Raw genomic sequence first — 21,020 nt, forward strand, 5'->3', positions numbered from 1 at the left:
GTTTGAAAATCTAATATGCAATACCTACACGTGATTTTACATATTCCTTACTCTGAATTTGTTGATATGCAAACTCTGCGGTATCTGCTACAGATATTTCTACCCCACCATCCGGTAAAAAGTCTCGTTCGATACGATAGCTACCTGTATATTCACCATCGGGTAAGTATGTCGGACAGACGATTGTCCAATCAGTATTAGAGTTCTTCAAGAAATGATAAACTTTATGATGTTCCGCTGCCGCAATGGTTGTTTTTCTTTTGGATTCGCTCGATTGATAACGTAAAATACTTGGAGTCAATCGACTTTGTAGAATACCAGCCGTTCCGACAGTTATAATTCTTTTTACGTGCTCTTTTTCCATTGCATCAAGAATTAGCGGCATACTTTCAGTTAATGTATTAGTGCCATCTGTGTTTAATGCACTCATCACAATATCAACATTCGCCATGACATTTTCTATATCTTGTTTTTCTAAAACATTTCCTTGTACAATATGTAAATTTTCATCATTTATTTGTAGCTTATTTGGGTGACGAACTAAAGCTGTAACGCTATGTTCATCTCGTAACGCTAGGGAAACAATATGGCTACCCACGCGCCCAGTGGCACCTAAAACTAAAATCCTCACTATGATCACCTCTTTTCTTGATTATAGCATACAAATTTTTTGTAACTATTTAGAGGTCTCTTAGCGTGGTTAATGAACATCAGTAAGTCTGATATTAACAAGAAACTGTTGAAGATCATTAGTTTCTGCAATACTGTTGACGATATTTTGGATTTCGCTTTCTGTACTCTTTTCAAGTTTATCCAGATTATGTAATTGTATAGTCATTACTTGATTATTTGGAGATTCAATTAAGTAGCTAATCATACTATCTGGAAAATAGCCTGCTGCTCGTAACGCTACTATAATTTTTTCTGTAAAATTCGTGCTTTGTAATTTTTCACCAATTTCTTCACTATAATTTGTATCGGGATTTTTTTGAATGGGTCTTTCATATGAAGGTTGATTATACTTAAGCAATGCTGCAGTTACTAACACCAAGGAAAATAAAATAAAAAGGCCTTTTATTAATCCTCTCATATTTTCTCTCCATTTCATCTTTTTAATAGAATACGCTAATCATATTAAATAATGAATAAATCCCACTGGCCCAGTATGAACTATTTGTTTAATAATCCTTATAATATTTGCCAGGCTAACATTTAAATAGCCTGGCAAAGGGACAACATTCACCCTAATCGTTTACTCGTTTACGATGACTTTCACAACAGGTTCTAATTTTCCTACATATGCATCTCCAACATAATCAACATCTATTACTATAGCTCGTGGCACGAAACGTTGAATGCTTTCCAAAAGACGTGCGGTGTTACGTCTTTTGACAAGCTGGAAAGGTGGAAGAGTGTCTAGTTTTAAACCAAAATCTCTGTAAAAAGGGCAAGATATTACGAAAGTAGATAGTATATAAGCTACATTTTGTAATATTTCATCAACACCTGTAGCATTAAAATCAATATTGCTTGTGGCGGTCACTTGATGTGTCATCCTATCAACCTTTCTTCTACGATACATGGAAAGATGTCAGCAATCTTTCTTAATATGAGCTTTTCATCGAAAAAAGAGCACTTAGTTATTTATGCTAAATGCTCAAATGTTATGAATAGCACACATTCACTATTGTATGTATATGATGCAATGTATCGCTAAACAATTGCACAGCGTTAGGTTCAACATCATCCCGCTTCTTTGAATGGATTCCACATGCTAGTCATTGTTTATGTTAGTAGCGTGCTGCATAATAGATGACATACAACCAACTAAAACAACCATGTATGATTGCCCATAATATCGAATGATTAACACTCCAAGAAATAGTAATGGCCAATACGGAGCCAAAACTAATACCGCTCTTTATAACTGTTTTGTTTTCCATTTTCTTCACCTTCTTTACTCTTCTAATTTCGGAAGTTTGCCTCCTCATCATTATTCCTCCTAATCATGTCATCACGGATGTATCTAAAATACTTTTACCGCTAATAAAAATCACAATGAACACGCCATTCTTTTAGTTCTGGATTAAAAAAGAAATAGAAATTTCCATTATCGACGATATTGAAATTTGCCTTCTCGTCTGAGGCAATCTGTAATACAAAGGGAAAGTCCTCACCGTAATCATGACCACTTTGACAAAAAGCTGGATAGCCACCTATTTTATGAATAGCGTATATTTCCTTTACGATATCATCGAAGTATTCAAAATCCTCCTCGTGCTCTAGCCTCAAAATTTCATCCTCCACATCAGATGGAATCCCTCCTCCATCCCATGTCGGATAATCATTATCAATATGTTTTGGAATAAGCGGGAAAGCGCGAATACGGTCATGCTGCCAATTTTGCTGGATTAATCCTTCTATAGATGTATATGCTCTTATTTCAAAAAAACGGCTGAAATCATCTTCTATGAGGTGATCAAATATTTTTTCATTCATAAATAATGTTAGTAGCTCAATATGCTTTAGTGATACGGGCACAAAAGAAAGGTCCTTTAAAAATAATGTTGCTAATGGCTGAAACCCTTGTGGCCTCTGTTCTCCAGGTAATGACCATCCTACATAGCCAATCCAGCTTTCTAGCATGTCATGTGTAGGTCTAACCCCACCTGTTTTAAAGATTGTTGCCTGTCTCACTAGCTGTGACTTAATTTCATCAATTTTCATTAACTGAACCCTCACTGCGACAAATACAATCTACGACATGATCATTAACCATCCCAGTAGCCTGCATAAATGAATAGCAAATCGTACTTCCAACAAATTTAAAGCCGTCTTTTTTTAATTGCTTGCTCATTCGTTCACTAATTTCTGTTGTAGCAGGTACATCTGCTATGGACGACCATTCATTGATGATCGGCTGATGATCCACAAAGCCCCAAATATATTCAGAGAAGGATCCATATTTCTCCTGTATCCGTAGAAAAGCTTGAGCATTCGTCACAACACTAGCAATTTTAAGCTTATTACGAACGATGCGAGAATCCTGACGAAGCTCCTGTAGCTTGTCATCCGTATAGAGTATGATTTTCGAAGCATCAAATTGATCGAAAACTGCACGATAGCCCTCTCTTTTTTGTAGAATTGTCCACCAGCTAAGTCCAGCTTGTGCCCCTTCTAGACAGAGCATCTCAAATAAATGCTGATCATCATAGACGGGAATACCCCATTCCTTGTCATGATACTCAACATATAAAGGTTCATCTAACTTTACCCAGTCACATCTTTTCATTTATATCCTCCATTTTATGTATCATTTAATCCCTGTTATACAAAGCCATCCTTTTTGTGTGTTTTCCCGTATAGTAACGGTTTGAAACCCAACACTTTCAAACAACTGCTTGATTTCAGGTTTTGTTTTATAGGCTTTCATATGATAATTAATTTTATAGAGCTCCGAAATTATAATAAACTTACCATCGTCCTTCAACACTCTAAATACTTCTTTCACATCATTTGCCAAGTCTGGCCAAAAATAATGCGTTTGGAACGCTGTAATCGTATCGAAAAACTTATCTGTGTACGGAATGCTTGAAACACTTGCTTGCGTCACGATCACTTTTCCATTTGCTACATCCATTTGATTTGTTTTTATAGAGTCTTTGACAGCTTGCACAGAAAAGTCTATACCATAGATTTTACCACTTGGATTAATTTTCGATAAGGATTGAAGTGTTTTTCCGCCTCCACAGCCAATATCTAATACAATATTACCATCATTTATGGCTTCATATTTCATTAGCCAAGCATTCATACCACTATGAGCCTTATTCATAATTCGTAACATCAATGAGCCCACGAATCCTCTTGGGTTTTTAGCTTGCTCAATTAATCGTTGTAAAAGCGTCATTTCAAATTTCCCCCTTGTCATTTTTACTTATCAATTATGCCTCGGTATAATTGCGTCCGCTTTATTTTTTTGAAAAACAGACACCATTAGATCTTAATAATCATTCATCCAATTCAGCACCTTTACTGCCTTTTAACGCAGTGAATTTTCCTAAAAGGTTGGAAAGTAATTGCATTCGCTCAAATCCATTCCTAATATAGAGGATAGGGACATTTGACTTTTCAGCTCTTTTTATCAGGTCATTAATGCAATTTATAGTTGACTCAATTTGTTGCTTGGCGATAGGCATTCGAGCTTGATCACTAAAGTAATCACTTTGAATATCAAGTATCATTAACGCTTGCTTCAAAAATAGTAACCTCCCTGTATTTTTATATCTTATATTTTTTACGTTTAATAAAATCAAAAGTTTCAATTTTTACCATTTTATAAAAAGGAGACTCAATATGATTAAACAAGCCACTATGGAAGATGCTCAAACAGCAGCATTATTAGCACTACAACTTTGGCCAAATCATTCGTTAGAAGAATTTAGTGAGGAGATGACGCAACTAATTAATGCTGAAAACGCTACGATTTTCCTTGCCTACGAGGATGAGGAAGCAGTCGGTTTTGCACAATGTCAACTCCGAACAGATTATGTTGAAGGTACCCACTCTAGCCCAGTTGGCTATTTAGAAGGGCTCTTCGTAAAAAAACAATATCGACAGAAAGGCTTTGCAAAGCTGCTTATTGAGAGCTGTGAGCATTGGGCTAAACATAAAGGATGTAAAGAATTCGCGAGTGATTGTGAAATGCAAAATCTCGAAAGTTTAGCAGTCCATCTTAAATTAGATTTCACCGAGGCAAACCGCATTATTTGTTTTACGAAGGAATTGTAAAAACAAGGTCATCCTTCTATGGGATGACCTTATTCAAATGTCAATACTTATCTGTTATAACTCCGATTGAGGATGCTTTAATATAATCAAGATTTTGTAAGCTTGAAAGTGTCTTCGTATTTCCAGTTACGACAGCCCCATATATCACAAGATCTTTTACTGATAGACCATCCGCACCACCAATTTCTTTTTCTAACCGTTTATACTCATCTTGTAAACTTGATTTTTGTCTAGTTCCACTAGTTAGTTCACGCACAAATAGCTCAGCTGGGTTCTCTTCTAAATCACCGTTCATGTTTAAAAGTGAAAAACCATATACATTTTGTTCTGAACGCAAAAGATAATCCCCTTTCTCAACTGTTCCATCACTATTGATAATCTTAACAATATTGTCATCTGATTCGTTAATATCCTTCACCCATAACCAAGAAGTAGTCACATTTTTCGGCAGCTTTGCAAGCGCTTCTTGCACTGTGTAGCCTTTATCAAAAGATAGAGCAATCTCCATAATTTTATCGTCACTAATTTGAGGCAACAACGCTAAATCATTTCGTGTCTTTTTATAATTTAAAAATGGATAGAAAAACAACATTTCGCGCTGTCCAAGCTCATTGTAACGCTGAACATCTAAATCTCCTTCCCTGCCGCTCTTTCCAAATGGAAGAGGAGAAATAGATCCTTCATAAAGTATCTCATCTCGAAAAAGACCGTAGCCATACGTGTCATCTCCAGTAGGAACGATTTTACCTTCAATGTATTTAAACGTTTTATAATGTGTTTCACCGCCTAAAATGCCAGGGTAATTCTTCGTTGTCCCAATAAACTCATTCGCTCCTTTTACTTGATGTAGTGTATTAAAGGAATTCTGTGCATGGAATTGCAAAAAACTAGTAATTGCATCATTAGCTAATTTCCCAGCAAACGATGTCACAATGATGACGCATAACGTAATAATGATTGTTTTCCATGTTGCACAACGTTGTGCTTTTTTCATTGTTTTTTTCATCTGTTCTGTATTAAAAAGGTTGTCCATCTTCTAACGCCTCCCATTGTTTTTTAAATGCTTTACGTGCTCGCTGTAAATAAGTTTTTACATGCGACTCACTCACCGCTAGAATCGTAGCAATTTCTTTATAGGATAACTCCATATCGTATTTCATTAAAAGCAATTGCTGAAATGTTGGCTGTAGCGCCAACAAGGCTTCATTAATCTTTGCATTTTTCTCTTTTTGTAAAAAATGTTGCTCTGCATCATCCAATACAGTTTTTAATTTTTCAATTTCATCATCACCAATTAATGTTGTGCGCTTTTGCTTGTTATACAACGTATAGTAACGATTAAGGGCGACCTTAAATAACCAAGCTCGTAAATTATCATGTCGAATTGTAGACAGACATTCAATTGTTTTAATGATTGCTTCTTGCACTACGTCCTCTGCATCTTCTTTTGTAGCCCCTATTTTTATCAAATATTTGAAAACGACTTCTGCATGCGCTAGCAATAGACGCTCCCACTCATTATTCATACTTCACCAACTTTTGGATATCCATTTCGTAGTTAACTCAACTATATAACCAATTAAACCCTAAAATGTATACAGTTGTTTTAAAAAAAAAAAAAAATCACAAGTGCTTTTCTTTACACACTTGTGATTTATATTTTTTCAATATATGAAGGATCTATATAGAGCACAAACCTTAAAAATCCTTTTATTTTGGATACTAAATAATATGTAATTTGTCAAAAAGTTAAATTTCTTTTTCTAAGTCATTTTTAATTTAAATATGTATTGTTTGAAATATTTCTTTCGCGTTCATCAATTACTAGGTCGATAATAAATGCAAGTTGTTGCTCTATTCGCTTATTGTTAAGATGCATGATGTTCGCTATTGCATTTTTTTGTTTTTCTTCTAATCCTACCTTCTCAAGCAATAACATAATTTCTTCTTTCGAAAGCCCAAACATACTTTTTTCACCTCCAGTTCATCCATTCATTATTTCACAATCATTACTCAAGTTTCTTAAACAATTAACTAATACAGCCATTTTATGACCTATTTTCAGGATAACATATGGACTTAATTAATCCAAATTTTACTTTATTTTAATAAAATTCCAACCTCTATAAAAAATCATTATTATTCAATAATAATTTTTAATGAAGTATATGTAACGATTTTTGGTATTCACTTAATTCTATTATAAAAATAACAATCCCTTTTGTCGAATTTTCACATTCTGCGGCACAGGTTAAATTTCTAAATATGAAAGTATAATTGAATGAATATAGACAACAAATATAATACTCATTTTTTAATATTTTTTTATCTTAATCATACATTACTATCCGTTATCACAGTACTTTTAACTCATGAAAAAAGTAATTTCAAAATAATTGAAACTACTTATCCTACTTTATTATTCGGTTATTACATTGTTTTATTAATATTATTCTTCAAAATATTTTTGTTAAATTTTTGTAAATTTTCAATTGGTATTCGTAATTTTACATCCAATTTTCGGATATCAACTATATCTACTTTATTTAATATTACGTTCTTTGTCTGATCACTAGTATTGACTGGCAAATTAACTATTCTCGACGTTGCATCAGTCTTCCATATTGTCTCGTTAGTGTACCCTTCGATAAATAACTGACTCTTCCCCTGTACAATAGCAGGTATTTTTACAGCAGTTAGATCTGTGTACACCATTTCAAGTAAAGATTGATTGGACATCGCTAAAAATGGACGATCTGCTTTATCAATCGTACAATGCTCAATACGCCCCATTGATTTATCAGACCATACTATTGCATATGGGCCATCATAACAGTTGTTAAATTCACTATTCACAACTTCAAAAATAGCATCAATACAAGTAATCGCATTTCCGCTAATGTGATCAAAAGTACAATTATCAGTAAATAGTCGAGCATTGTTTATATAAATATGATGACTGTGAAGCTCTTGAATTATTGTGTTGTGCAGCGTAATCTTGGCGTGATCATTGCCATAAATACCACCTGCCTGCCCAAATCGGATCTTGCACTGATTGAGCTTTAACCCGCTTGAGTCGATAATAAAGTGAAATTGGGGGTGTTCTTGGAGATCACACTCAGTCATCGATACATCGGCTTCGTTGACAATCGTAACGCCTGTCGCCTTTCCCTTATCTATGCTACATGTACGAAACTCCGCTTTACTATTTTCAATTAACAACTGCGACTTGACATGTCGATGGAACTTACAATCATACAATTTCGCCTTAGATTTCTCACCAAGATAAAGCCCATTCCCTACACCATCAGTCAAGATAGAATCTGTCACCAACAACTCACTTTGATGAACAACCAGTTGCGTGTCTTGATGATGTTTGATTTCACAGCCATCCATCGTTAGTTTCGAGCTATCGAAAACTTGCACCCCTACATCTTGCCCTTGGTGAATAAGTGTATTGGTCATTGAAATTGTACTGGAGGCTGCTACAATTTGTGCCTTTTTATGTCCATGAATTTCACAATCCACAAGCTCCATTTTTACATCCCGTATTGCATAAATGCCATTCGTTCGCCCTTCTAACAGCATGCAATTAGTCAATGCGATTTCACTATTTTGCACATTAATTTGAGCTTTAACATGATGCTGGATCGTTGTATCCACTAGAATAACGCTTGAGCCATTATCGATATTTAGGCCAAAATGATTGATTGGGCTTGCTAAAATATCAACATTTTTCATCATTAAACTACCGAAGCTTACGGTCACTTGTGCCTGTACCATTTGTTGCTCAATAATACAGTTTTCTAGCTGTAAATCGCCCTTTACGTAAATTCCCTTCCCTTGAGTAAAACGCAGGTTTCGCATATTTACAAGTGTCTGATAGCGGATAAATACGCCACCTTTAATGATCACATTCCCCACTCCATAAAGTGTCAGCCTTTTGGAAATTTCGAAGCTTTCTTCATATATCCCATCCCGGATTTCAATGAAATCCCCCGGCTCTGCCACTTGAATCGCCTGCCCAATACTTTGGTAACGGTGCATAATACTTCTCTTTACAACAAGTGTCGCCATCTCTACACTCCTATTGTCGGTTTTCTTTTATTTATATCCCCATTGAACTTCCTATTATTCAATTTTGTACAAATAATTTACAACCGGTTTTTATTTAGAGCGATGACAATACATATATCTTCTATTTCATCCTTCTAAACCAAACAATAAAAAACCAGCAATTAAACGTTTTTCTCGTCAATTGCTGGTTTAACTGATTCTTAATTTTCGATGGAGCATTTACTGTCTAATTATGATTCTGCATTAAATACATGTCCAAAATTACAATTTAAATTTCCTAACAAGGTCGTTTAAACTCTCTGCCATTTCCGCTAAATTGGATGAACTGTTTTTGATTTCATCCATCGAGCTGGCTGCTTGTTCGATCGTTGCGGAAGTTTGCTGTATGCCTGCAGCGGATTGCTCTGATACAGCAGCTATTTCGTCCACTGATTTATTAATATTGACAGTGTTTTGTACTACGTCTTCTAGCTTTGTCGTCATGCTATCAATGTTTGTTGACATCGAGTACACTGCCTCTGCAATGTGGCCGAATGTTTCGTTTGTAGATGTAATTTGATTTGTACCTTTTTCAACTTCTTCATAGCCGTTTTCCAGTGAAGATGTCACCATGTTCGATTCTTTTTGGATTTTTTGTACAATATCCGTGATATCGTCAACTGAGACTGCTACTTGTTCAGCGAGTTTACGAACCTCATCTGCAACGACCGCAAATCCTTTACCATTCTCCCCAGCTCGCGCCGCTTCGATCGCTGCATTAAGTGCCAGTAAATTCGTTTGTGCAGCAATACCCTGTATCACTGCCACGATTTTTGAAATGTCCTGAGTTTGTTTACTTAGTTCGTCCACCTTACAAACTGCATCCTTCACAATATGATGAATAGATGTCATTTGCTCTGTGGATGCGTCCATTAAATTTTGGCCCTCTTTCGTTAAAGCCATAACATTTTGGGAATATTGCTGAACATCCGTACTGCTATTATTGACATCTGTTATCTTCAACGTAAATTCTGTCATTGTTGTAGCTACATCTGATGCATTACTTGCCTGCACTTCTGTGCCACTCGCGATTTCAGTGACTGTGTCGACAATTTGTTCCGTACCAGTTTTCACCTCTGTTGCTGATTGCATGAGCTCCTCACTATGCGCAGCTACATCATTAGACACGGTTTGAATTTGCTTTAATAAACGGTTCAAAATATCGGACATCGAATTAGTCGCTTCTGTAAGCCGTCCTACTTCATCTTTTGATTTCACAACAAGTGCAGGCTCACTTAAATCACCTTCAGTAATTCGTTGCATACGTTTTGTCACAGCGATGATTGGTCTAGAAATGATTCGAGCACTTAATAATGCAATCACGATAGCAATGATAACAATCACAACACCTACGATTATTCCTGTAAGCTGCTTAGTCTCGCCTGCACTGACAATGTCTGCACCAGTCGCATTAATCAATTGCTTACGATGCTCTGCTAACCCCTCAAAGCCTTCACGTATTTCCGTAGCCTTATCACTCATAGTTGCTAAATTTTTTGTTGCTTGTTCAATTTGGCCTTGGTCATAAACAGTAAATACTTCTTTTTCAACATAACTGCTCCATTCTTTAGCCATTTCCGCAAATTTGTTGAAATCACCTGTCTCTGATATTGCTAAACGTAGTTTCTCATTGTCATCAGCATGCTTGACATTATCTTCAAAAATTTTCTTATACTTTTCATCACCAGAAAGTACATACCCTCTAGCTGCTGCAATTCTTAGCCCTATCGTCTGAGCTTCCTCATAATCTGTAATTAATAATTGCATTTCTTCATCAATAATTTGTTCCGTTGCGCTGTTGCTTTGGTTGACTGCATAAAAATTGTAACCAATATATAAAACCACTACTGCTACTACAATGCTGAAGGAAAAAACGATTCTCTTACTTATTGATTTAAAATTCATTTCAAATTCTCCTTACTTTCCAAATGCAATCTAATGTGCATTGTTATAATTTGCACACCATTAGTAATTTAACACTCTCGAGCCAAGTTTGGATTGATTTGGAATTTTCCCTAGATTAAATGAAATAACTAGGTGATTTTCATGTAATTTTCAGCGGATTATTAAAGCCAAAATTTTCAGACAGACGGACTACCCCCAAAAAAACCAAACAGGACTTTTGACACACAAAAAGAACAGCCTCAAAAGTAAGCTGTTCCTTCTATTTAAATATTAATCCCAATAATTAAACATAACATCTCCGATTGTTTTACTATCAAAGCGTGAAATGTATTTCCATTCCACTTCAGATAAACTGTGCAACTCCTTATCCTGCGTCAACAATGTGTTTAGTGTATCGGCAGGAAGGCATTTACGCATCGGAAAATATTTGTGTAATGGAGATTTTGTTAAAAATCGGAATATTAACTCTTCATCAAACTTAGCAAACGCAATATAAGGCATCAGCCTATGATGAAGTATCGTCAAACGTTCATCTTCCAGTTGAATCACCGCTTGCATATAAACAAAATGAGGCTGATCAATAAATTGGATAGCTTTTGCTCGTTGTTCACTTGTAACTAAATGATAAACCATCGACTGGAAAGATCGCATATCCTGTTCAATTAGATGTCCTGCATCAAAACCTGAAATCCCTTTAGTTAATCGCAACGAATCACCCCTTTATTATTATGTCTATATGACCTTCTAGTAAAGATAGGCAGATTCCTTCAATAAGGATCTATTTTCTTGTTATTTGATAGTTTATTTCTAAAAAGGGAAGTCCGAAAATACGCATCTTGTGCACAGCCGTTAGTGTTGTTTCATCTTCTGCCTTTATCTTAAAATGCTCCTGTAAAGGTAATTGAAATAAAAAACGGTTAATGGCTAAATAAATCCCAGCATCCCCATCGTAATTACTCGTTAAATATAAAGCACCATTATCTTCATGTAAATGTAACACCCCAATCATTGTTGAGAAAGGCAGTGGAAGTGCAATATTCATATAGGTGGTTTGTCCTGTTGTATGCTTTGAATAGATTGCGACAAAGGTTGTTTGTTTGTCTATTTTACGAATCCATGCACGTGGAGCTGGACGTCCATCGCGCAGCTCATCTACTTTAACAACCATTCCTGTCATCTCAATTTGCTTACTGGAGAAGGGTAAATTCAGCTGTTGCATGAAGCGACTTAAGCCTTGATAAATCAAAGCAAACGGTTTAAACCAGCTTTTCCACTTTACAGATGCCATTAAACGATACTGATTGGTTTCTTCATAAAAATGTGGAATGATGTGTGGCAGCTTTGTCGTATCCACAAAATCACTAAGCGCATCGACTAAACCAGGGTGCGGGTCTTTTCGTTCTCGCAATTTCCCCCTAATTTGGCTAACTGGAAAATGAAATGGTTGAAATTTAGTTTCCGGAATAGCTATAGCCCAAGCCAGCACCCCTACACTACCGAAGAAAATACCATTCATAAATCCATGGAATTTTAGCATTTCTGGTATCCCTACATATCCAAATGCATATATAAACGACCATAATATCGTAATACATAGAGACCCATAGGAAATGCGTAACAGTAAACCTTGTCCACGAGGAAGTTTCGTTTTTAGAGCAAGGAAAAATAAACTGTAAATCGCAGCGATATAAAGTGTCACTGAAATAATTTCTATTATTGTAGAGAACGTTATACCAATTGCAACAAGAAGTGGGCCTGTCAATAAAATAATAACGACTGCATTGTACCATCTACTATTATGTATTCGCCCAAAAAGACCTATAGAAATAGCTAATAAACAAGCTGAGTAATGAAAATGGATGGCTGTTAACCACGTTATTAACGATGAAAAACCTGTATCGATGTTTGCGATAAAAGCAAAAAACCATAGTCCACCGATCAATATATAAATAAGTCCCACATCAATCGATATCTCCGCCATGTTTGTAAAGCCTCGTTGTAAAAATCGCTTCACACCTTGTATAGCTATAAACGCCGTATAAAGAACATAAATAAGTACGAGAACGATGGCTATCCAACCTTCAGAGCACCAATGTAGCATCGTAATCACAAGCATCATCGCGACAATAATAGCATCACCGGCTTTGTTAAAGGAAATGACCATTTTCACCATCGCAGGAACAAAGATCAGCTGTGCAACTGTGAGTAGCAACATATATCCAGGCTGCGGGCTAAACAAATAACAAACGACCGACAGCATAAGCCCTACTATTAGGACAGGACTACATAGATTGTTGCGTAAATTCACCAGCATACATCATCAGCCTCCCTATCAATGGATTATGGATGGACACATGAATCGTAAACACATTCCTTTTGTCATCAAATCCTTCCTCGACGATTACACGCCCCTCTAATATTTTTGGTATTGGACATTCCATTTTGGAAACTACAAACCGTTGGACACCAGAACGAATGATTAATCTCCCCTCCCGTGTCACTGCAAAATGTAAATCTGAATAAAAAAGAGCTGGTGATCCTAAGTAATCCTTGACTATTTTTCGGACTGGATCAATCGTCATTCTCGCATCGAAATGTCTAGTTCTGGTTGAAAAATTGAAAGTACGCTCCCATAACACTTCAAGTTCTCCACTTGGTAATACTCGACAAGTATTACAAATTGAGAATGGAACACCGTCGCCTGATTCAGGAAACAGGAATTTAGTTTTGGTAGCTATCGCATAAAAAGGACGCAGCCACTTTGTACCAGATTCAATTTTATGCATTACGCCAGTAGCATAAAAAGGCTGATCTACAGGTAACATATAACGCTTCTGCAGCATCGGATGGAGTCGAGTAAAGTCCTCTCCCAATAAAGTTTGATAAATCGTCATGTTGTTTCTCCTCGCTTTCGTTTACAGCTTTTGGCACTAGGCATATCTTTACTTAGAATCAACCCGATAATGGACAATACCCACAATGCTACATTAAGTGTTACAGGATTAAACGGAGCAGTAGCAATCGTTTTATCTGCTAGAACGGCACCCAATGTTAAAAACGGAAATAACACTATTTGCACACCAAACAATAAACGCTTTCCTCGAGGCAATAGCCAACACAGTGCAAAGATTATCTCCGCAAGTCCAATCCAGTTTACTATTTGGCTAGTGTTACTTGATCCATTCAACTGACTATAAGCCCCGCCTAGTAATTTCTCAATCATCATCACCTCAGTAGGATGTTGTACGATGATTTTCGGTACAAGACCGTGGTACAACCACACAAAACAAAAAAGCACACTAATGAGCATAGTTAAAAAGAAGCGACGATACTGAGAAAAAGGATTTTCTCCTTTTTCAAGCCATCTTTTTAAAACATCGAAACTAAGAGCTGTTGCCCAGCCCATTACGGGACGAAACACAGCATCAAATAATTTCCCTAGTTTCCCGTAGCGAACATCATAGTCATACTGGGTTAAAAATGTGAGCCCCTGGTCATTAGGAATATATCGCCAGTACCCTTTCCCCTCTGCAATTGGAGATATTTTTTGGGGTGTACCAAAATGTAACGAGGATGTTTTCGTACCATCTTTTTTATGATGCTCTCCTTTACTCTCACCCCAGCCACTAACTGCTATGCCTGGCATCACCTTCGTTTCATAGGTAAAGCGCTGAGGTTCTTCAGGAGATTTTTTATCGATATATGTAATAGAAGTAAAACGTAAATCCCATTGCTCATGCAGCTTAGGGTTTTGGGTATAATTCCAAGCCTCGTCGATAGGTGCTCGTATATCCAGCTCCACATAAATAGGCTTTTTCTTCATCTTTATTTCCTCCTTAAAACAAGCTTATTAGTTATTTTAGTTTACTTTCCATGAACTTCCATAAATCCCACTCTATTAATGTTATTATAGCAATAAATTAATCTTTAACCATAAATTGGACTTTATCTATTAAATTGGAACAACACCATAACATAGGGTTGATTCCCGTTCCTACTGAGCGCTTTCGCACAGATAAAACTTTGTTGCTGCTACGTTAGCTATACGCCTTTTGCACAGAAAACACACGCTTCGCTCCAGGGTCTTGGGCTAACACGATGTTGGTCACGAAAGCGTTATCACAGGTTTAGCCTTCTTGCCCTATCGCTAATCCCCAAGGAGTCGCCAAGAACGAAGATCAACTGATATGCATTGTATAGTCTTTAACAAAAGTAATCTCCTGTTTTCGGAAATGACCCATTAAATTCCCATAAAATAAAAAAAGTTGAATCGAAATGATAGTTTGCCAAGTCTAATAGTCGGAAGGAGGCGTTTTTCATTACTACAAAGCAAGAATCATTGGTACAGTTAGCACAAAACGGAGATGAGCAAGCTTTTTATCAGCTTATTGAGCAGGAGCAACATAAGTTATATCGAATGGCTTATGTTTATGTCCAAAATGAAAATGACGCCGTAGAAGTTTTTCAACAGACCATTATCCGTGCATATGAGGGCTTACCTAAATTAAACGACCCTCAATATTTTTCTACCTGGTTAACGCGTATTATTATAAATTGCTGTAAAACCTATCTTGCCAAGAAAAACTCGGTACAGCTTGTTGAACCACATACATTAGAGGATCTCAATAGTACTTCACCTACATATATCGAAGAAGAACTTGATCTATGGCATTCTCTCTGCGAGCTAGAGGAAAAATACAAAACGGTTTTACTATTACGTTTTTATCAAGACTACTCGGTAAAAGATATTGCAGCGATTTTACAATGTCCTGAGGGCACTGTGAAAACGCATATTCGCCGAGGCTTACAAGCTTTACGACAACAATTAAAGGGGGCATATATAGATGAATGGGTTCAATCCGTTGAAAGGAGTTATTAATGCGATTCCGATCCCCGAAGGACGTTTAACAGAAGTGTTACGCATCGAAGGGATGTCAAAAATCTTTCAACAAAAGCATCATACGGTCAATGCTTTGAAAAATATCCATTGTACGGTTTATCAAGGTGAAATGGTGGCCATTATGGGGACGAGCGGTTCTGGTAAAAGTACACTGCTCAATATGATTAGCGCCATCGATGAACCGACTGAAGGAGCGTTATTCTTATTTGGAAAGGAAGCGCATGATATTTATCAAGAGCCAAAAGCATCGAAATTCCGCAAAGAGAATATCGGCTTTATCTTCCAATCATTCCATCTGTTGAAGGATTTATCAGTTGAAGATAATATTGCGCTCCCTCTTATCCTCAATGATGTACCAAGTAAAGACATCAAAGGACGCGTACAGCAAATGATGGAAAAGCTAAATATTGCTGCCTGGGCAAATCATCGACCAAATGAGCTTTCTGGTGGTCAAAAGCAACGAGTAGCCATAGCCCGCGCTATTATTGCAAACCCACCAATATTGCTGGCAGATGAGCCGACTGGTGCATTGGATGTGAATACGACTGATGAAATTTTAGGGCTGTTAGTAGACTTGCAAAAAACTATGAATCAAACCATGTTACTCGTGACACATGACCCTTATGTTGCGACTTATGCAAATCGTGTATTATTTTTCCATGATGGTGCCATTGTGGATTCCTATCAAAATACGCAAACAGCGGAGGATTTAGATTGTATTTTAGCGAAGTTCAAGCTGATTACTAGAGGTGATGTGTAATGTTTACGATGCGTACCATTGCTCTGAAGCTATTTCGTGCAGCATGGGCCAATGTATTAACGAGTATTAGTATTATTACCATTTCCATTTGCCTTGTCATGACAATGAGTGTTTACATATGGAATGCCCATAGTCAAATGAAAGAAGACATACAAGCATTATATGGCGAAATGGATTTAATGGTCGGCTATAACCCCGATCAAAATAGGCTGTTAACTTCACAGCAAATCGAAAATTTCGAAGCAATGCCTGGTGTTACAAAAGTTTCGAGTGTGTCACTAGCTCAAACTAATGTTGAAAATGAGAAAAATACATCATTTTATACAGTTGGTGTGGAAAACGACGACTTAGTGAAAAGCCGCTATCATTTTAATGTCGATCTTGGCCCTAACGAAGTTGTGATTACTGAAAATGTGGCACGTCTTTTCCACAAAGAGGTCGGTGATACGCTAAACGTTACTTTCAATAAAACGATTGGAGATACTGTTGAAGCAAATACAGGTAGCTTTACGATACAAGAAATCCTTTCACCCCTTAAAGGCACAGATAGTCCTAATTTTATCCTTATGCAAAATGATGAGTTGAAAACTTGGATGAATAATAGTAATGCACAAACGGCCGGTATGTTTGCACTCATTAAAACGGAAGATAATATGGCTACCTCAGTTGGTACAGATTTGAAACAACTTGATGAAACATTACGTGTAGATGTCATGAGTGACTATGATGAATTTAAGAGAAATTTACAAGCATTAATCATTTTTATGGTTGTACTTTCATTCTTTATATTACTTATTTCAAGTGTTTTACTGCTATCAACGTTCCAGCTATTATTTTACAAAATTAAAGAACAGCTTATGGTATTTCGTGCACTTGGCGCCTCTACCAAGCAAGTAGGACGCATTGTACAATTGCAATTATCTACAATCATTGGCGTTGGCGTATTTCTTGGGACAGCGGTCAGTTTATTGATAATAAAAAGTTGGTTACCACAGCTCATTAGTTTGATGAAAATGCCAGATGCAAAAACTGATTTACCGATGATCTTTGTATTGGCGATTGCTATTGTAAGTTTTTTATTGCTCCAGCTAATCACACAGTGGCAAGTTCATAAAAGCTCAAGTCTATTACCTTTACAAATCGCAACAGAGAATGAAAATTTAAGTTTACGATGGACAAAATGGAAATCGATTATTGTGAGTGGCGTTGCGTTCATATCCCTATTCTTGTTTTTAAATGCTTATAAAATCGGAAAAAATAGTGGACAAGGTGCACTTATGATTTTAATAGGCACATTACTCGTCAGTGGAATCTTCCTTTATCTGATGCCATACCTCTTTACAGCATTATTTAAATTTTCATTGAAGCCTATTCGTACTGTGCTCGGCAAAGAAGCATACTTAGCGTGTCAGCAGCTTATGCCACAAGTACGAAGAAATATGCCGATTATACTTAGCATTATCGGCTTAATGGTCATTTTAATTTTCGGCAGCTCTTTATTTAAATCAGTTCAGCAAAGCTCCTATGAGTATATTAACTCTCAATATGAAACATCGATTAAAATTGATAATGAATTAAATGACCCAACCATTACACCGGATCTAATAAAAGAAATTGAGGCATTGCCGAGTGTGGCCTATGCCTATGCACGAAGTGAAGCACCTTGGATAACGATTGAAGGCGAAAATGGCTGGGAAGAAGGTAGTAACTTCGAGGCCATTGATGTTGAAAAATACGTCCAATTAAAAAAGATTGATGCTGTTAAAGGAGATTTGAAAAATGGAGTGATCATTACAGAAAGATTTGCTAGAAAACATCAATTAGCAGTTGGTGATCGTATAATGGCAGGGACATTTGATGAAACACTTCAACAAAATGTGCCAATTGGTGAATTACTAGTAATTGATGTAGCTCTTGATTCTTATAATAAATATATAGATTTATTTGTGGATTGGTCCTCTTTTATAGTATCTTCTGATTCAACTATCATTACAAACATAATGGTGGAAGCAGATAATACAAAGCAGGCATTAGCCGATCTCTCATACTTACAAGAACGTTGGCCAGCTTTAAAAATTACTGATAAAGAGACATTTATTAAGCAAAACGATGAAATGACCTTCCAGCGCTGGAGCCTTTTTGTTGGAGTCTTTGTTATTTTAATTTCTGCAACTTGTCTCGGCGTATTGCAAACACTGCTTCACTCCATTTACTCAAAACGTGCCGATTATGCAATTCAGCGCCTTATAGGTCTTTCACCGCGAGGATTAATCAAGCTGATTTTGACGCAAGTGTTATCCTTTGTACTTTATGGACTGGCTGTTGGGACATTTCTCGGACTTCTAGTTACAAAATTACTGTTCACGATTGACGGAGGATCTTATGACTTCGTTACATTAGGTGTTACGAGTATCGTCTTTTTAGGCGCGACACTTATTGTCTTTACGCTACAAGGTTACTGGATAAGTCGTAGAAAATTAGCGAATGAAATGCTAGATATTTAAATGAAAGTAGACTCTCTTAAGTAGCAGAGGGTCTGCTTTTCATTTATCGCTTAAATTTTCAGTTTATCGCCCTATTTTTCGGATTTATCGCCCAACTAAACAGAGTTTTATTAAAAATAGCTTTCTAAGAAATAAGCTATTTTTTATGCTAATCCGACTATGAATATGTGAACTTTTGTACTTAAACTAAACGAACGTAGCAGATTAGTATAAAAGATGTTCGCTTCTTGTGTAAGATTATGTAAAATATATGTAGACTAATACAATTTTACTTATAAAACTAACTAAGCTAATAGAATAGTTATTAGGAGGAGATACCGTTGAATCAGGCTGTGGAAGCTTTTCTGAATAAGGTATGGAAGGAAATCACTACACTTTACGAACAAGAAAGCAAAAGAATCAATGAGTTTAAGGATCAAAGAACGTTGCAAGCTGGAGTGCACAACTACCTCCGGGTGGCGTGGAGAAAAGGCAAGTTTACCTGGACTAAGGGGAAAATTTATATCGATTTCTCCAAATTATTATCCAGCTCGAACAAATTTGGAGCGGATACTTACATCATGGAGTTGACCGATGAACTTCTGACTGAGGAGTTCTTTCCTACCTTGTGCGGGCTTGTAGACGACCTGTTCCGCTCGGAAAAACTGGGGCCCGATTTCTTTGATTACAAGTTTGAAGTTGTGTTTGAGTTTGAGTGGGAGAATTCGAAATTAACCCTTAACAAACAGCTATATAATGTGCCCAAGTTGATTCAACTCCAAAAGAGGCTGGATCATTTTATTCAAACAATGATTCTGTCTGATCTACCTGTGTTACCTGTAGAGATTGACATTTTCTTTTTCGCCAAGCATTTGGTCAATCCTGATTTGATGAAACAGGAAGTGGAAGTAATTGATCTGTTAATTCGTCGTCTCTCCGACAAGTTAGATAACGACCAGGAGCTCAAAAATGATTGGATCAGTCGGTATACTTATACGTTTAAAAAATGGGCGCTGGATTACTTTTTACTGCAGCATTTTACCCGATCCGGTCATTATGGAATGATTTGGACTTTGAAAGAGGATCATCCTTCCGTAGATATCGGAGAGATGGATTTCTTTCTTTATGCAGCATTGCAGATTGGCTTCACTGAGCCAGATATTCGGCAAAAGTATATGGAACTAGCAGTCCAATTGGGTTCCAAGGAGGCTGCTATTTATTTAAAAGAAGGCAGTGGAAAATTTGCTCGTACATATCGTGGAGAGCTGATAGAAGGCAGAAACAACGATATTACACAAACGATTGAAATTCGAATTCTCTCCGAAGAAGAACTTGCTTATAAAGAAGCGTTGGATTATATTATCAATCTTTTGAAACAAGAGTTTCCTAAAAGTTATCAACTAAAGTTAGAGAGTAGCCAAAAGAACTTCCTTCCCGTGGAGGAACTGGCGAAGTCCGAGCTACATCAGTTTTTTGCAAATGCACTTAGCTACCCTAATTTGTTCCCGAAGATTGCAGAATATGTAGATATAGCTATGGAAGAGTTCGCGTGGTACGGGGACGTGGAGCCAAGCGAGGAATCGGTCATGCCGGGCACTTATGCAGTATTGGGCCTTGGCTTGTACAGCGAAGCTTATTTTCCGCTAGTGTGCCGCTATATGGAACTGGTAGATACAGAGCATCAGTCAGCGCAGGATGGTTATGCAGAGGCGTTTATTGATGCGCATGGCGTAAAAGTAGAGCTTATGCCAGTGATTGTATCCATTTTACAGGGAGGAATTGATGAAGGCACGTTGGTCACCAATTTAACCATCGACACTCCTGAGCTAGCCGAGGCGCTATTCAAGGCGCTAAAAGGCAAAGAGATTTATGAAAGCGAAATGGTACTGCACCGGATTTTTGGGAGCATAGAGGAACTTGAAGAGGCAGCCCGAGAGGCACAACCGCCATTAAAAGAAGGATTGGAGCAGCTGATGGCCCTTCAAATCGAAATGACCTGATAGCTTTATCTTCTAATAAATTAAAAAGAGCATGTTTTGGAAATAATAACCAAGATATGCTCTTT

22 protein-coding genes are annotated in these 21,020 nt (G+C 36.9%); 5 read left to right on the forward strand and 17 right to left on the reverse strand.

Annotated features, from left to right (window positions below):
• Window positions 1-10 precede the first annotated feature (10 nt).
• From ACQKOG_RS16370 to ACQKOG_RS16405, 8 genes are all read right to left on the reverse strand, one after another.
• Window positions 11-631 carry an NAD(P)-dependent oxidoreductase gene (locus ACQKOG_RS16370; RefSeq protein WP_370078664.1) on the reverse strand — a complete coding sequence of 207 codons (621 nt, stop codon included), beginning with the start codon at window positions 629-631 and terminating at the stop codon, window positions 11-13.
• A gap of 69 nt (window positions 632-700) precedes the next feature.
• Window positions 701-1,090 carry a hypothetical protein gene (locus ACQKOG_RS16375; RefSeq protein WP_402871705.1) on the reverse strand — a complete coding sequence of 130 codons (390 nt, stop codon included), beginning with the start codon at window positions 1,088-1,090 and terminating at the stop codon, window positions 701-703.
• A gap of 162 nt (window positions 1,091-1,252) precedes the next feature.
• Window positions 1,253-1,555, reverse strand: a complete 303-nt coding sequence (locus ACQKOG_RS16380; RefSeq protein ID WP_402871708.1) for a hypothetical protein — start codon at window positions 1,553-1,555, stop codon at window positions 1,253-1,255.
• A gap of 235 nt (window positions 1,556-1,790) precedes the next feature.
• Window positions 1,791-1,991, reverse strand: coding sequence for a hypothetical protein (locus ACQKOG_RS16385; protein WP_402871711.1), 201 nt, complete (start codon window positions 1,989-1,991; stop codon window positions 1,791-1,793).
• Between the two features lie 52 nt (window positions 1,992-2,043).
• Window positions 2,044-2,727, reverse strand: a complete 684-nt coding sequence (locus tag ACQKOG_RS16390; protein WP_427447431.1) for a DUF1963 domain-containing protein — start codon at window positions 2,725-2,727, stop codon at window positions 2,044-2,046.
• Window positions 2,717-3,292, reverse strand: coding sequence for a DNA-3-methyladenine glycosylase I (locus ACQKOG_RS16395; protein WP_402871717.1), 576 nt, complete (start codon window positions 3,290-3,292; stop codon window positions 2,717-2,719). Before ACQKOG_RS16395 ends, ACQKOG_RS16390 begins: the two co-directional genes overlap by 11 nt.
• Window positions 3,293-3,313: 21 nt before the next feature.
• Complete coding sequence (locus tag ACQKOG_RS16400) at window positions 3,314-3,910, reverse strand: class I SAM-dependent methyltransferase (RefSeq protein ID WP_402871720.1); 597 nt, start codon at window positions 3,908-3,910, stop codon at window positions 3,314-3,316.
• 100 nt (window positions 3,911-4,010) lie between these two features.
• Complete coding sequence (locus tag ACQKOG_RS16405) at window positions 4,011-4,259, reverse strand: isochorismatase family protein (protein WP_427447433.1); 249 nt, start codon at window positions 4,257-4,259, stop codon at window positions 4,011-4,013.
• A gap of 97 nt (window positions 4,260-4,356) precedes the next feature.
• On the opposite strand from ACQKOG_RS16405, the gene aac(6') reads away from it, so the two are divergent.
• Window positions 4,357-4,791, forward strand: coding sequence for an aminoglycoside 6'-N-acetyltransferase (gene aac(6'), locus ACQKOG_RS16410; protein ID WP_402871726.1), 435 nt, complete (start codon window positions 4,357-4,359; stop codon window positions 4,789-4,791).
• 40 nt (window positions 4,792-4,831) lie between these two features.
• On the opposite strand, the gene ACQKOG_RS16415 is transcribed toward aac(6'), so the two are convergent.
• The 9 genes from ACQKOG_RS16415 to ACQKOG_RS16455 all read right to left on the reverse strand — a co-directional run bounded on the left by ACQKOG_RS16415 (window position 4,832) and on the right by ACQKOG_RS16455 (window position 14,635).
• Window positions 4,832-5,824, reverse strand: coding sequence for an anti sigma factor C-terminal domain-containing protein (locus tag ACQKOG_RS16415; protein WP_370078646.1), 993 nt, complete (start codon window positions 5,822-5,824; stop codon window positions 4,832-4,834).
• Window positions 5,808-6,317 carry an RNA polymerase sigma factor gene (locus ACQKOG_RS16420; protein ID WP_427447436.1) on the reverse strand — a complete coding sequence of 170 codons (510 nt, stop codon included), beginning with the start codon at window positions 6,315-6,317 and terminating at the stop codon, window positions 5,808-5,810. The genes ACQKOG_RS16415 and ACQKOG_RS16420 overlap by 17 nt, the downstream gene beginning before the upstream one ends.
• A 248-nt stretch (window positions 6,318-6,565) precedes the next feature.
• Entirely contained in the window at window positions 6,566-6,757 is a 192-nt protein-coding gene (locus ACQKOG_RS16425; protein WP_370078642.1) for a hypothetical protein, read from the reverse strand.
• 464 nt (window positions 6,758-7,221) lie between these two features.
• Window positions 7,222-8,868, reverse strand: a complete 1,647-nt coding sequence (locus tag ACQKOG_RS16430) for a right-handed parallel beta-helix repeat-containing protein (RefSeq protein ID WP_427447438.1) — start codon at window positions 8,866-8,868, stop codon at window positions 7,222-7,224.
• A 261-nt stretch (window positions 8,869-9,129) separates the two neighbouring features.
• The gene (locus tag ACQKOG_RS16435; protein WP_427447440.1) at window positions 9,130-10,812 is read right to left on the reverse strand and encodes a methyl-accepting chemotaxis protein; all 1,683 of its coding nucleotides are present in this window, start codon (window positions 10,810-10,812) and stop codon (window positions 9,130-9,132) included.
• 270 nt (window positions 10,813-11,082) lie between these two features.
• A complete protein-coding gene (locus ACQKOG_RS16440; protein WP_370078636.1) occupies window positions 11,083-11,520 on the reverse strand; it encodes a hypothetical protein in 438 nt (145 codons plus the stop codon).
• Window positions 11,521-11,590: 70 nt separating this feature from the next.
• Entirely contained in the window at window positions 11,591-13,126 is a 1,536-nt protein-coding gene (locus ACQKOG_RS16445) for a YndJ family protein (protein ID WP_427447441.1), read from the reverse strand.
• Window positions 13,095-13,706 (reverse strand): DUF4166 domain-containing protein, encoded by a 612-nt coding sequence (locus ACQKOG_RS16450; RefSeq protein ID WP_427447442.1) that lies wholly within the window; start codon window positions 13,704-13,706, stop codon window positions 13,095-13,097. The genes ACQKOG_RS16445 and ACQKOG_RS16450 overlap by 32 nt, the downstream gene beginning before the upstream one ends.
• The gene (locus ACQKOG_RS16455) at window positions 13,703-14,635 is read right to left on the reverse strand and encodes a DoxX-like family protein (protein WP_427447443.1); all 933 of its coding nucleotides are present in this window, start codon (window positions 14,633-14,635) and stop codon (window positions 13,703-13,705) included. Before ACQKOG_RS16455 ends, ACQKOG_RS16450 begins: the two co-directional genes overlap by 4 nt.
• Window positions 14,636-15,151: 516 nt before the next feature.
• Here ACQKOG_RS16455 and ACQKOG_RS16460 point away from each other — a divergent pair.
• From ACQKOG_RS16460 to ACQKOG_RS16475, 4 genes are all read left to right on the forward strand, one after another.
• Window positions 15,152-15,691: a sigma-70 family RNA polymerase sigma factor gene (locus ACQKOG_RS16460; protein ID WP_370078628.1), complete on the forward strand. Its 540-nt coding sequence runs from the start codon at window positions 15,152-15,154 to the stop codon at window positions 15,689-15,691.
• A 52-nt stretch (window positions 15,692-15,743) separates the two neighbouring features.
• Complete coding sequence (locus ACQKOG_RS16465; RefSeq protein WP_427447488.1) at window positions 15,744-16,472, forward strand: ABC transporter ATP-binding protein; 729 nt, start codon at window positions 15,744-15,746, stop codon at window positions 16,470-16,472.
• Window positions 16,472-18,976, forward strand: a complete 2,505-nt coding sequence (locus ACQKOG_RS16470; protein ID WP_427447445.1) for an ABC transporter permease — start codon at window positions 16,472-16,474, stop codon at window positions 18,974-18,976. The genes ACQKOG_RS16465 and ACQKOG_RS16470 overlap by 1 nt, the downstream gene beginning before the upstream one ends.
• A gap of 320 nt (window positions 18,977-19,296) precedes the next feature.
• On the forward strand, window positions 19,297-20,955 hold the full coding sequence (locus ACQKOG_RS16475) for a DUF6138 family protein (protein WP_370078624.1): 1,659 nt from the start codon (window positions 19,297-19,299) through the stop codon (window positions 20,953-20,955).
• The last annotated feature ends 65 nt before the right edge of the window (window positions 20,956-21,020 follow it).

This window comes from Lysinibacillus sp. NPDC093216 (assembly GCF_050280325.1).
Lineage (GTDB): Bacteria > Bacillota > Bacilli > Bacillales_A > Planococcaceae > Lysinibacillus.